General features: G+C 33.0%; 18 protein-coding genes. 12 read left to right on the forward strand and 6 right to left on the reverse strand.

Annotation, left to right across the window (positions count from 1 at the left end; translation table 11 throughout):
- Window positions 1-263 precede the first annotated feature (263 nt).
- From ACH0B5_RS16670 to ACH0B5_RS16715, 10 genes are all read left to right on the forward strand, one after another.
- The gene (locus tag ACH0B5_RS16670) at window positions 264-542 is read left to right on the forward strand and encodes an ArsR/SmtB family transcription factor (RefSeq protein ID WP_406928166.1); all 279 of its coding nucleotides are present in this window, start codon (window positions 264-266) and stop codon (window positions 540-542) included.
- A gap of 106 nt (window positions 543-648) precedes the next feature.
- The gene (locus ACH0B5_RS16675) at window positions 649-1,032 is read left to right on the forward strand and encodes a VOC family protein (RefSeq protein WP_406928154.1); all 384 of its coding nucleotides are present in this window, start codon (window positions 649-651) and stop codon (window positions 1,030-1,032) included.
- Between the two features lie 233 nt (window positions 1,033-1,265).
- Complete coding sequence (locus tag ACH0B5_RS16680) at window positions 1,266-1,838, forward strand: hypothetical protein (protein ID WP_406928155.1); 573 nt, start codon at window positions 1,266-1,268, stop codon at window positions 1,836-1,838.
- Window positions 1,839-1,944: 106 nt separating this feature from the next.
- Window positions 1,945-2,316, forward strand: coding sequence for a hypothetical protein (locus ACH0B5_RS16685; protein ID WP_406928156.1), 372 nt, complete (start codon window positions 1,945-1,947; stop codon window positions 2,314-2,316).
- 227 nt (window positions 2,317-2,543) lie between these two features.
- Window positions 2,544-3,266, forward strand: a complete 723-nt coding sequence (locus tag ACH0B5_RS16690) for a GntR family transcriptional regulator (protein WP_406928157.1) — start codon at window positions 2,544-2,546, stop codon at window positions 3,264-3,266.
- A 199-nt stretch (window positions 3,267-3,465) separates the two neighbouring features.
- Window positions 3,466-4,767, forward strand: a complete 1,302-nt coding sequence (locus ACH0B5_RS16695) for an SLC13 family permease (RefSeq protein WP_406928158.1) — start codon at window positions 3,466-3,468, stop codon at window positions 4,765-4,767.
- A gap of 9 nt (window positions 4,768-4,776) precedes the next feature.
- Window positions 4,777-5,544, forward strand: a complete 768-nt coding sequence (locus ACH0B5_RS16700) for an amidohydrolase family protein (protein WP_406928159.1) — start codon at window positions 4,777-4,779, stop codon at window positions 5,542-5,544.
- Between the two features lie 180 nt (window positions 5,545-5,724).
- Window positions 5,725-6,075, forward strand: coding sequence for an alpha/beta fold hydrolase (locus ACH0B5_RS16705; protein WP_406928160.1), 351 nt, complete (start codon window positions 5,725-5,727; stop codon window positions 6,073-6,075).
- Between the two features lie 26 nt (window positions 6,076-6,101).
- Window positions 6,102-6,683, forward strand: a complete 582-nt coding sequence (locus ACH0B5_RS16710) for an alpha/beta fold hydrolase (protein WP_406928167.1) — start codon at window positions 6,102-6,104, stop codon at window positions 6,681-6,683.
- Window positions 6,684-6,771: 88 nt separating this feature from the next.
- On the forward strand, window positions 6,772-7,362 hold the full coding sequence (locus tag ACH0B5_RS16715) for a hypothetical protein (RefSeq protein WP_406928161.1): 591 nt from the start codon (window positions 6,772-6,774) through the stop codon (window positions 7,360-7,362).
- Window positions 7,363-7,645: 283 nt separating this feature from the next.
- Here ACH0B5_RS16715 and ACH0B5_RS16720 read toward each other — a convergent pair whose 3' ends face one another.
- The 3 genes from ACH0B5_RS16720 to ACH0B5_RS16730 form a co-directional block, all read right to left on the reverse strand.
- On the reverse strand, window positions 7,646-8,095 hold the full coding sequence (locus ACH0B5_RS16720) for an AraC family transcriptional regulator (RefSeq protein WP_406928162.1): 450 nt from the start codon (window positions 8,093-8,095) through the stop codon (window positions 7,646-7,648).
- Between the two features lie 460 nt (window positions 8,096-8,555).
- Window positions 8,556-8,759, reverse strand: coding sequence for a tautomerase family protein (locus ACH0B5_RS16725; RefSeq protein WP_122973660.1), 204 nt, complete (start codon window positions 8,757-8,759; stop codon window positions 8,556-8,558).
- A 21-nt stretch (window positions 8,760-8,780) separates the two neighbouring features.
- Window positions 8,781-9,968, reverse strand: a complete 1,188-nt coding sequence (locus ACH0B5_RS16730) for a YbfB/YjiJ family MFS transporter (protein ID WP_406928163.1) — start codon at window positions 9,966-9,968, stop codon at window positions 8,781-8,783.
- Between the two features lie 126 nt (window positions 9,969-10,094).
- Between ACH0B5_RS16730 and ACH0B5_RS16735 the strand changes: the two genes are divergently transcribed.
- Window positions 10,095-10,973, forward strand: coding sequence for a LysR family transcriptional regulator (locus ACH0B5_RS16735; protein ID WP_406928164.1), 879 nt, complete (start codon window positions 10,095-10,097; stop codon window positions 10,971-10,973).
- Window positions 10,974-11,158: 185 nt separating this feature from the next.
- A complete protein-coding gene (locus ACH0B5_RS16740; protein ID WP_122973662.1) occupies window positions 11,159-11,527 on the forward strand; it encodes an iron chaperone in 369 nt (122 codons plus the stop codon).
- 263 nt (window positions 11,528-11,790) lie between these two features.
- Here ACH0B5_RS16740 and ACH0B5_RS16745 read toward each other — a convergent pair whose 3' ends face one another.
- From ACH0B5_RS16745 to ACH0B5_RS16755, 3 genes are all read right to left on the reverse strand, one after another.
- Window positions 11,791-12,258, reverse strand: a complete 468-nt coding sequence (locus ACH0B5_RS16745; protein WP_341362057.1) for a DMT family transporter — start codon at window positions 12,256-12,258, stop codon at window positions 11,791-11,793.
- 11 nt (window positions 12,259-12,269) lie between these two features.
- Entirely contained in the window at window positions 12,270-12,698 is a 429-nt protein-coding gene (locus ACH0B5_RS16750; RefSeq protein ID WP_406928165.1) for a DMT family transporter, read from the reverse strand.
- Window positions 12,699-12,781: 83 nt separating this feature from the next.
- Window positions 12,782-13,096, reverse strand: coding sequence for an ArsR/SmtB family transcription factor (locus ACH0B5_RS16755; protein ID WP_122973665.1), 315 nt, complete (start codon window positions 13,094-13,096; stop codon window positions 12,782-12,784).
- Window positions 13,097-13,229: the final 133 nt, after the last annotated feature.

Below are 13,229 nucleotides of genomic sequence, written 5' to 3' on the forward strand. Positions count from 1 at the left end.
TTTTTGCACAAAATTAGTGAAGGACTCTGCATTTTTCCTTTGCAAAGCTCTGCATTTTTATTTTGCCATACACAATAGGCGCATTTCTAAAAATTAGAATTGCGTTTTTTTATTTGGGTCAATAAGTATAGCAAATGAGGGAGATCATAAAACTCAATATGAAGGTAACTTGTAGTATAGTTATAAAAAATCATTTTGCTATCAAGCAACTAAAAAGTTGCTTATACTTGACGTGCAACCTAAAAGTTGCGTATTATCGAACTATGGATAGTAAAACAGATATAATATTCAAAGCACTTGCCGATTCGACTCGAAGGCTCATATTAGATGAATTATCAGAACGTAACGAGATGACGTTGTATGAACTTACAGCGAGGCTCATTATGAAGCATAACGTTAACATTTCCCGTCAAGGCATTGCTAAACATCTATCTATATTGGAGGATGCAGGACTAGTATTTTCAAAACGAAAGGGGAAGTATCGAGTACTTGTGTTCAATAATGAACCTCTTAAAGATATATTAAAAGGATGGATAGAGTAAGAATAACGTTTAAATAAATATGAAATGAATGAGTCGAAATATTTGGTTCATCACAAACTGTTTGGGACTCACGAAACACACTATCTATTCGAGGAGGAAAAGATATATGAAAATCATTGTTACTAGTATATTTGTTGAAGACCAAGAGAAGGCGTTAAAATTTTACACGGAGACACTAGGATTTATAAAAAAACATGACGTTCCTACTGGAGAATATAGATGGCTTACCCTTGTTTCTCCTGAAGGACAAGAAGGTACAGAACTGTTACTCGAACCGAATCAACATCCAGCTGCTAAAGAGTACCAAAAAAAGCTATTCGAAGAAGGGATACCTGTAACTATGTTTGGGGTAGACGATATTCAAAATGAGTACGAACGATTACTTAATTTAGGCGTGAAATTTATAATGGAGCCTACAAAAATGGGTGATATGACAATAGCAATTTTTGATGATACGTGTGGAAATTTGATTCAAATTATTCAACAATAATAAAGTTAATTTTACAGTAAACTTTGTTACCCCGTTCTATTTATAGGATGGGGTTTCATTATGTAATGAAATAGTTCAAAATCCAGAATAAATTAGAATGCTTACTAAGTTAAGAGTACATAGTGAAAAAAGTGCTGTTTATATGGTGACATAGGGTATAGATTGATAAAATATACATAGATGAAAGTTCAATGGAGCAATAGTAGACTAATTTGTGAAGTAGGATGTGAAATATGTTACAATACGGATTTCCAATTAGTTTGAGAGATGATGTTATGGAAGTAATTCGACTGCTTCCAAAGAAGACTTACCATAATCTCTCTAATGAATTACTAGAAACTATAGAATACATTCAAGATGATTATGTGGTTAACATTCCTTATCGTCTTTATTTCAAAGATAATTCTAATCAATATATAGACAATTTAACCGAACAACAAAAAATGATTTTACATTGCATTTATTCAAGAAATTGTGATGGTTATGTTCGACAAAAACATTTACATTCATTGCTTTTAATGGATTATGAAGAGTGGGCTATTCCTTATATTGTAAAAATATGTGATGAATACATCATTGAAATACTAGAAATGACGTATGTTATTCTGAAAGAACAAGATACAGAGAAGATAAAGAGATTTTGTATGGAAAATATAGAGGAATTTTGTAAAAGCTATAACAGAATGATTAGCTATTGGAATGAATTTTACCGTGATCGATACAATAATTTTCATCAATATATTGGTAGAAAACTTTTTAGAGAATGTTTTGGTTACTCTAGATCCCTGGAACGTAGGAAAAAGTGAGATGCTTGAACACATCAAAAAAAGAACACAATTTTAAATGGAAAATTGTGTTCCGTTTTTATGTGGTGAAATCACTATAATGTAAACAAGAAAGGACGATGCTATTATGGAAAACGTATCGAATGTTGATCGAATAGAATCAATCAAATCTTTACAATCGACACTCCGTAAACTGGAAAATGCCTTGTCCCAGATGAGCCATAATGGCAAAAATACCACCTTAGTAAAAAAGCGACTAAAGGCTGTGAACATAGGTTTAGCAATACTAGAAAATGTTTGGAATCATAGAAATCATCATTTTTCCAATGAGGATTTAGATGAAGCCCATGATGTTCTTACTAGTTTATTTCCATCCATGGAGAAAATCTATGCTAAATCAAAAGTTGGAAGTCCGCAAAGAACACTTTTAGAAAGAAGAATGAAAGCGTTGAAATTTGCTGTTCAAGCAATTGCGGGAAGTACAGGAAATAAACAATAGATCTATCTTGAACAGAATCTAGATTGATACAAGGAAAATTATCTGAAGGCGATCTTCGAATAGAAGAATCGTCTTTTAATCTTTACATCGTTTATAGATTAGGGAATTGAAAATTCAGAATACATTGTTGACGCTTAACATTTCGTACTATAAAATAAAAAACAAGTCATCTAGATGTATAGATGAAATGTCGGTAGCTTATTAAAAATGAACCTCGGAGGGTCGAGATGAGTAATTATAATCCTCATATTCCAAAATACGTCCAAATTGCTGAACGATTAAGAAAAAAAGTAGATGAAATGTACAAAGAAGGAAAAGAAAGATTTTTAAGTGATGATGAACTCATCAATATGTTTAATGTCTCTCGTATGACAATTCGTCAGGCAGTTCAATTACTTGTAGAGGAAGGTCTTTTGCAACGCATTCAAGGGAAAGGTACTTTTATTGTTCGAAAGGACAAATTAAAAACAGATATTGCCAAATTGGATACTTTTTTTCGAGGTTGGTATTTAAAAAATTTTCATGTCAAGTTGCTGTTTCGTGGATCCGTACCATGTCCAGAAGGTATCGATGTGAAACTGGGGGTGAAACCTGGAGAGGAAGTTTATCAAGTAAAAAGGTTACGACTTTCAGAAGGTATTCCGATTGTTATCGATAATCGGTATCTTTTAAAAAAGTATGGTGAACAGATTACCGATGAAGAGTATGTGAATTATTCTTTTTCCCATTTATTTTTAAATAAGTTTGATATGTCTCTTACCGAAGGGGAAATTGAAATCGAAGCAGTTCTTGCTAATGAAGAGATTTCAACCGTCCTTGGTGTTTCCGTTGGCTCTCCAATTTTATATAGAAGTGTTGATTTAAAAGTAAAAGATGAGTGTGTTTTAACTGGTGCTTCTTCCTATCGTGGAGACATGTACAAATACAAATCAGTCTTAAGTTTAGAATAAAAAAATGAATTGTTAAGAGGTGGTGTTTTTTAGTTTATTCTATTTTGTAAGTGCTTCCATTGATGTTTATACAAGCCGAATATCAATATTGCATATGGACGAATCTATTTAAAAATTTATAACTCAATATTAAATACCATTTTTCATAGTAAAAAAATCCATAAACTACATATATGCGATATATACGAAGGAGGTAACTATGTTCTATTCTATTTTAATTATACTAGCAATTATCATTGCGATTTATTTAGGTGAAAAGCTTGATATAAATACGGGATTAGTAGCTTTAGCGTTTGCTTATATTATTGGTTGTTTTGTTTTAGGAATGTCTATAAATGATTTATTGGCAACGTTCCCAACAAAATTATTTTTAGTTATTTTTACTTTAGCGCTATTCTTTAATTTTGCAGTTGTAAATGGTACTTTAGAAAAAATTGCCCATTTATTACTTTATAAATTTCAAAAACATACTCAATGGCTGCCATTAATTTTGTATTTTGTGACGGCATTAGTTTCTGGAATGGGTGCTGGTTTCTTTACTTCTGTGGCAGTAATGGGTGCGATTGCGATGGCCTTATGTAAATCATCAGGAATGAATAAATTACATGCTTCCTTTGCAGTCTCATTAGGGTCCCTTTCTGGTGCGAATTTTATGTATAGTGCCCATGGCGTACTCTTTAATTCATTGATTAGTGAAACCGCTCTTGCTGAACAGGCGAATTTACTAACAAGGGATATTTTTGTTGTTTCATTTATTTATCCAATATTTATCATGTTAATCCTTATGTTTTTTGATAGAAAAAATGGCAAAATTGCTGAACTGAATATTGAAAAGCCAGAAAGGTTTTCAAAAAAGCAAAAAGTTAATATTTTTCTTATAGTGCTTCTTATGGTAATTGTACTTGGAATACCGATGCTCGCTACTTTTATGCCAGAAAACGAAACAATTCAGTTTATTAACTCACGTACGGATATTACTTTGCTGGCAGTTGTGTTCGCAATCGCAGCATACATATTAAAATTAGCTGGGGATCAACCAAAAGAGGTAATGGCAAGAATTCCTTGGAGTACGCTATGGCTAGTTTCTGGGGTAGGAATGTTAATTGATGTAGCTGTTGAAGCAGGTACAATTGATTTATTAGCTTCTATGATTAATAATATGCCGTCCTTTATTGTTCCTATTGCTGTCACAATTATTGCGGGAATTATGTCAATCTTTAGTAGTACGTTAGGTGTTGTTGCGCCGCTTATGTTCCCAATGATTGCAGGAATAATCGCCCCAACAGGTTATAGTGCATCGCTTATTGCAGTTGCTATTATTATCGGTGCCCAATCAACAGCGTTAGCACCATTTTCTACAGGCGGTAGTTTGATTCTTGGGAATAGTGGGTTGAGTGAAGAAGAATCTAAGAAATTTTATAATGATTTACTTTATAAAGCAACGCCTTTAGGATTAGGATTTGCGATTGTTGCAACGGTGATTTTAATGTTTATATTATAGGGGGTAGCTATGCAAAAAATATTTGACTCTCATTTTCATATTATTGATCCAAAATTTCCACTTGTTGAAAATCAAGGATTTGTCCCAGATTTTTATACAGTGAATAATTATTTAAAAGATTTAGAAGAAATGTCCATTGAAGTAACTGGGGGAGCCATTGTATCAGGTTCCTTTCAAGGATATCATCAAGATTATTTTGCGGATGCCATTTCAGAATTAGGAAATCATTTTGTAGGTATTACACAACTACCATTTGATACGACCAATGAAGAGATTTTAAAATTAAATGACATCGGAATAAAGGGAATAAGATTTAACTTATATAGAGGGTTATCTGCATCACCGAAAGAAATTAAAGAGCTTTCAGAGCGAGTATATAAGTTATGTAATTGGAAGACAGAACTCTATCTTAATTTACAAACGATTGATAAAGATCTTGAAGAATTAATTTTCACCTTGCCAAAAGTATCCATCGATCATTTAGGGATGCAAAAATGTTCTATGGATAAGTTGAAAAAAATTGTGAACGCAGACGTTCCGATTCGATTAACGGGTTTTGGTCGGGTAGGTTATGAACGAGATGAAATTAGAGAATTAATTACAATATTATATAGAGAAAATCCAAACTCTCTTATATTTGGTAGTGATTTACCATCAACTCGAGCGAAATATCGATTTTCATATGATGATATACAATTAATTAAAGAAACTGTCAGTAAGGAAGCGCAGGATAGAATATTCTTTCAAAATGGGGAGAATTGGTATCTTCATAAATAAAAATTATTTCAACTTACAAAACCTTAGTTTTTCCTCATAGCGGGAAAAATTAAGGTTTTATTTTTTTAAGGAATATTTTTATAGGTAAGACGTTCTTAGTCTATTTTTTATTGATTTTTATATGAAATAATGCAACTTTTACTTGAAATCAACGTAAAAAAAGTAAAAAGAAAGGATGAATTGATAGCTGTCTCGATAATATTAATGGTGATTGTTGGAATTGGTATACTGTTCTTTTATAAACAGTGGCAATTTAAAAAGGCAGAAAAATTATATGAGCCGGTTGGGAAATTTATAATAGTAGATGATGATATAAAGTTACATTATATTTCAGAAGGTACCGGTCAACCAGTTGTATTTCTACATGGGGGAATACTCTCTAGCAGTGATTATAAAGAAACCGTTCAAATGGCAGCTCAGCAAGGTTATCATGCAATTGCCTTTGATAGACCTAGTTATGGATATAGTGAAAGGCCTAAAAAAAGAAAAATTACTCCCATTACGCAAGCTTCATTATTCATAAAGCGTTAAAAGAACTTGAAATCAATGAACCAATCATATTAGTTGGCCATTCTTGGAGCGGTACGATGACCCTTTCCTATGCTCTACAATTTCCAAAGGAAGTTGCTGGAATTGTGATATTGGCAGGAGCAATGTATAAAGAGGGATACGCTGCAGAGAATGGTGACCTGTTATCAAAGTTCGTTACAACACCTTTTTTAGGAAGTATGATTTTAAATTTATTACTTAAAACACCTTTAGCAAAAAGTATGGCTTTCTCAATGGCCAAGCAAACTTTTGCTCCGGAGCAGGTACCAGAAAAGTATGCAAAAGAGCTATATGCAATCGGATTCCGTCCAAGTCATTTTAGAGCAAATAGGGAGGATGTGCTTGTATTCCCTGAAACCTCTAAAAACTTATGTGAAGAATATAAAAAAATTACAGTTCCTACAGTAATTGCAGTGGGAGAAAATGATCCATTTGGGGTGATTGATCAAGCGCGGCGATTAAAAGAGGATATTCCCCATGCCACTTTAAATATCATTCCAGACATCGGACATATGATTCCAGAACTTCATCCAGAGATGGTCTTGGAAAATGTGAAATTTATATCTAAAAAAATTACGAGTATTGTTTAAAGTTGTTTATTAAATATCAAACGTAGGAGACTTAAGGGGATTTTAGATTTAATTTCCATTTAAACTAAAAGGGAGAGGAGTTTTATGTATGTTTAATAATGAACAATTACAAGACTTAATTGCTGGGAAAAGTGTTGGGAATAAGTTCCCCTATAGTATAAATGATGACCAAGAAATAGAAGCACATATTCGGCGATTATTTCATCGAATAAACCGTATTCCGAATTTAGAATGTGAAGCAGAGTGGAATCATTTTGGAAGTGGATACGCTTCCTTTGTTGAATTATTTTGTTATCGGAAAGAGGATGTTAAAGTTGTTGAAGAGAAATATGGGCATCGAGAGATAAGGACAGATGGGATCATTATTGATATTTGTCGTTTAGCACCTGTTGCAATTATGGGTGAAGATGACAGATATAAAACAATACGTACCGAAACAAACGAAGTAGTTGGTGGAGCACATGGGACTTTACTTAGTGGTCCACATCGATTAAAAATAAGTAAAGATTTCCAAACAATTGCAGAAAACTTGAAACAAGTTTTGGAAGAGTTTGATTATGAGCTTTTAGAGGCTAAAGAATTAAATCAACCTTTATCTTTTCAAACGGAAATAGCAACAATTTATCGGGAACCTAGAGAATATTTAGTGATGGATGCGATTTTTTATTGGGAGGATTAGTTTAATTGTAATGTATTACTAAGTCTAATACGACTTGGATTGTTGTAAAAATTAACTCTCTTAATGTCTATCACTTTTGGAAAATTAAATAACTTGATGATCTTAATATATTTTCCATAAAAGCTTCCTTAAATTGAAGTAATCAAATAAATGAGAACATTCTATAAGTAGAGTTTAGAGGATTGAATTCGGTATTAAACCGGACTCAATCCTTTTTATTTTTCTTTTATTCGTTTGTAATTGAAGTAATGTAGAAATAACCTTATCAACAAATTAAACCATATCACTGTTTAATAGGTACACATATTTCACAATAAGGGTAACTAATCATATCACTAATGTACTTTTCCATAATTGGTTTATGATCGATTTGGAAATTGTTATTTTGTAAATGTTGAAAAATAGCCGGATATGCTTTTTGAATTTCTTCTGTTGTATGTTTTACTTCGTAAACATAATACTGACCCCCAGATAGTTCCCTTTCAAGAACTGAATCATCTACTTGAAAATCATTTGGAATGACAATGCAAGCATCGAATCTGCACTGATTAGGTGGTGTTGTTTCTGGGTTATCGAGTGGAATTGCAAACAAAATTGCAGAATTAAGAAGATTATTCTCCTTCGCCCATTTTTTTAACTTCTCCATTACTTCCATATTAGCAGAACCGTATTGACCAACTCGTCGCATATAAGCAATACGATAGTTTGGAAAAGTTTCGATTTTAAATTTCATTACGTTCCATTCCATCCCTTCTATCCATATTCTTCGGTACATTTCGAATGTAACATGTTATAAAAAAATATTTCGATTAATTTTAAAAATAATTTGAAAATTTATTATATAATTGAATGAAAATGAAGAGTATGGAAAAAAATGTTATCCATCATCGAATTTATGGATATTTGTAATTATTTTCTTTTTAGCTATGGTTAAAACAATAAAGGAAAGTCAACGTCAGAATCGGGATTAATAACTTTATTTCATCCACCATTTTTTAAAATTTACAAAGGTAAATTAACAAGTTATTTTGTTATACGCCTAAATAAACTATTGGTGTAAATATCGAGCAATACGGTTTGGTAGAAGTAAAATGATTAAAAGAAGACAATGAAAAAAGCAAAAAGGAAAGATGATTAGAAGAGTCTTCCTTTTTGCTTTAACATTGAATTTCAATTCGTTGTTATCCTTTTATTTACTGACCATTTTTTCTTCGAACCGTTATCGATTCTCCAGCAATTCCCCAATTATCCGTATCAACTTCATCAATGACAACGACTGTTGTGTTAGGATTTTTATCTAAAACATCAACAAGTAATTGAGTCGCTCCTTTAATAAGGGCTGCTTTCTTTTCAGGTGTAACGTTTTCATTCGTAATTTTAATATTCACGTATGGCATCAAAATTTCCCCTTTTCCTTCTTATTTTATAGCTGAAGTTTCTATGTGTAGTCTCCGATCAAATCGAATCCCACTTATAAGAAATAATGCTCCAATGAACACAACACCAGCTGCTCCTATCAAAGCAGCATTATAACTTTGAGTGAATGACGTTAAAACGCCAGCGATAGTCGGACCAATCATTTGGCCAATTGCATAAATAGCTGTTAAATAACTAATGACTCGACTGCTATTCGCAGGATTCATTTGACGAGCTAAAGTAGTTGCAAGGGTAGTGATTCCCATAAATGTTGCGCCAAATAATAAGGCGCTAATAATTAGACTAATTTGAGATGTCCAAAAAACAGGTAGGGCAATTCCGATAGCTTGCAAAATCATAGAAAAAACTAGTGATTTTACAAAACCTTGCTTTTTAGCAAATGTGGACCAAAGTATACAGGAAGGAATCGCACCTAACCCTACAACTACCCAAACGAGAGATGAGTCCATTTTAAATTGTGGTGAATTTTCTGCAATCGATACAATGAATGTTCCTGTTACGATATAACCTAAACCTTCTAAGCCATAGGCAATCATTAACCATGTAAACCATTTTAGGGGAGGTACTAGTATTTTTTCATCTTGTTTTACTATTTTTACCAATATGTTTTGAGAATCCTTTAGCCACATCCATACAAAGAGCGTAAGAACTATACTTACAATGGCTAAACCAATCCATACTCCTTCCCACCCAAACAAATCGTTAAAACTTGGAATGAAAAGGGTTGAAAAAAAGATCCCAAACCCAACACCCGAATAAAAAATGCCTGACCAATTTGTTTTACCGGTAGAAGATAATTTATCTAATACAATACTAGATGCGATAACAAAAATGAATGAACTGGCGATTCCAGAAACGAAACGAAGGATAAGCATTAAAACATAAGAGTGGGAAAGTCCCATAGCGAAGGTGCTCAGTACACTGATAATAAGACTAACTCTTAAAAAATTGGTTTTATGTTTTTTCAACGGAAGTACTCCTGCTAATATTGCACCAGCCAAGTATCCAGCATAATTACTCGATGCAAGGTAGCCTGCTACTGTGTCTGAAAATGAAAGGTCATTTTGCATGAGTGGTAGGATAGGTGTATAAGCAAATCTTCCAATCCCCATTGCAATCATTAATGAGAAAATTCCTCCAACTAAAAATAAAATTAGATGCTTCTTCAAATGTTTCACCCCCTCGTTTTGTTTTTTATTTCTATCATTATCATATCTGTTTTTTGATATATGGTATAATACATAAAATTGATATGAAGTCATCATTAATTTATATATCAAAAAAGGGGGATGACGATGGATATCCAATCGTTAAAATTCTTTCGAGCTGTTGCAGCGTCAGGTAGTATATCAAAGGCGGCGAAGGAACTAAATTATGCCCAGTCCAATCTCACAGCAAAAATTCAACAATTGGAAGGTGATCTTCAAACGACGTTATTTTATCGACACAATCGAGGAACGACTCTTACGGATAAAGGGAAAGTATTACTTGTTTATACAGATAAAATCTTTCAACTTTTAGCAGAGGTAAAAGAAGTAATGAATGATAATGGAGTACCAAAGGGACCACTAACGATCGGTTCAATGGAAACAACTGCGGCAGTTCGTTTACCTGCTTTGCTTTCAAAGTTTCATCGTGAGTATCCGGATGTTGATCTTACATTAAAAACTGGTCCAACAGAGCAAAATGTACAAAGTGTTTTACAATATGAATTGGATGGCGCCTTTGTTGCAGGTCCTATTGAACATCCGGAATTGTCTTTTCAAACTTTTATAGAAGAAGAGTTGGTCCTTGTAACGGATACGTTCCATCAACCTTTAACTTCGTTAAAAGAGATACAAAATAGAACGATATTAGTATTTCGAAATGGTTGTTCTTACAGAGCAAGATTTGAAAAATGGTTACACCATGAAGGGGTGATACCAGAAAAAATAATGGAGTTTGGAACTCTTGATGGAATAATTGGTTGTGTATCTGCAGGGCTAGGTATCAGTTTACTTCCTCGTAGTGTAGTAGCTAAACATGTGAATGAAGGAGTGCTTGTCCAACACGATATCCCTGAACAATTTGGAAAAGTGAAAACGATTTTTATTTACCGGAAAGATAAATATTCGTCTACTTCCCTCGAGAAAATGATAGAAATGTTGTGCAGTGAAAAAATAGGTTTGGTTTAAAATTGCTCTGATGTAAACGGCAATTATAAAAGATATAGGAAGTAAACTACATATCACTCCATTAATAAGGGGTTAAATAAAATAATAAATATCTAAAATGAGGGTTATTGTATTAAACTTATAGGAAATTTTAATTTTTCAGTATAAGCTTAAAATATATTATTTCTATTCTAGGAGGAGAAAATATGGAAGTATTCGCAGAATTTTTAGAGAAAATCGAAAATATGCAACATCGGGAACGAACAGAAGAAGTTTTAAGCTGGGTAAGTGAGAAATATCCAAATTTAACGCCAGTAGTTAAATGGAAGCAGCCTATGTTTACCGACCATGGTACATATATTATTGGCTTTAGTGTAGCGAAACATCATTTAGCTGTTGCCCCTGAAGAGGCAGGGATTACTCATTTTACTAATGAGATTGTGCAGGCTGGATATAGTCATACGAAAGGTCTCGTTCGATTCCCGTGGAATAGCCCAATTGATTACGCATTACTTGAAAAAATGATTGATTTTAATATTTTAGATAAAGCAGATTGTTCAACCTTTTGGAGATAACGGAAAATAGAGTAGAGAAAAAGTATTTTATAGTAGAAGAATCAACTAACCATTGAGCGCAATTCTAAAAATGAATTGTGTTCTTTTTATATATTCGAATTGGATATTTAACCTTTGCAACATACTGTGAAAATGAAGAAGTAAAGGAAAATTTAAAATTGGATTTAGAAACTTTTTTAAAACAACCGCTCTGGTAAATGTTAAGTGTGAGGTACTTAATCAGCAATCCTCTTAAAGGGAGGATTGCCAAAAAGTGAATAGTATTATTGTGTATTCAGTATTTCCTTTGAGCGTTTATTCCCTTTATAGATAAAATAAAGAGAAAGAATCATAAATAATAATGCAAAAATACGTTTCGTATCAAATTCAATGACTAAACTATTAAACCATCCAAAATGATCAATGACTACGCCAATCACAAGTTGACCAGCTATTCCAGCAATATTCGTTGCAATAACGCCAATTCTAGGGACTGCCATAACCGTTAATAGTAGATACATAGTGCCTAATAATGCGGCACTTAATTGCCATTTTGGCACATCAAAAAGTGCAAGCACATTTCCGCCACCGAAAAATAAAATGAAAATCGTAAGAAACATTGTTCCCGTTAAAAAGGTTAGAAATGTTGTTTCAATTGTCCCAGCTTTCCGACTAAATGTCCCGTTGATAGACGATTGGGCACTTAATGTGATTCCGCCAATCAATGTAAATAAAATCATAAATATCCCCATCATTAGTCCTCCTAGTTGATTAAAATAAGTGCAATAATCATTGATATAACCGCAAATATCTTTTCTTTATTAATCATTGTTTTTTTGCTGCCTAACCAACCGAAATGTTCAATCACCATACTCATTATTAGTTGTCCGATAATGACAGCAACCATTGTTATACCGACACCAACGAATGGGACACTGACAACAATCGATGTTAAATAAATAACACCTAATGCTCCTCCAAGTAATGACCATTTAGGCGCTTCAAATGTATAGGAAAGCTTCCCTTTCCCAAAAAAGAGTAACAATAATCCCATGATTATCGAACCCATAAAGAAGTTATAAAAACTTGTTTCGATTTGTCCAATTGTTTTTCCTAATTCTGCATAGATAGCTCCTTCAAAGCTAAGGGCTGCCCCTGCCAATAGTGCAAGTATATAAGATATAAATCGCATAGGGATATATCTCCTTTTTCATATAATTGTATATCTAGATATATAGATATATAAGTTGATAAAAAAACAGAAATCAACATTTACTAGATCTCTGTTTTAAAATAATTAGCTAATTGTTGAATAAATTCTTCATTTCGTCTGTAGTAAGTCCATTGACCATGTCGAATTGATTCAAGTAGACCAGCTTTTTGCATCATATTTAAGTAGCTAGAAACCGTAGATTGAGAAACTTTAGCCTTTTCTTGAATATCCCCAACACAAACTCCCCCTTTATAACTTACCTCCTTTGGTAGGTGAGCGCCTTGTTTTGGGAAATGTTTCTCGGGTTCCTTTAACCACTCTAGGATATTGAGTCTTGTTTCGTTTGATAACGCTTTGAATACATCAATAAGTTCCATAGGAGTAATTATATATCTGGATTTTTCGATATGTCAATTGGTAAAAGGGTTAACCGTGGAATGTCAACACAAAACTGGACAACCTTTATAAGGACCTATTCTTGAATTCCACAGGCGTTAAATAGCCTAGTGT

Source organism: Ureibacillus sp. 179-F W5.1 NHS, assembly GCF_045369345.1.
In the GTDB taxonomy this organism is placed as follows: domain Bacteria; phylum Bacillota; class Bacilli; order Bacillales_A; family Planococcaceae; genus Ureibacillus; species Ureibacillus halotolerans.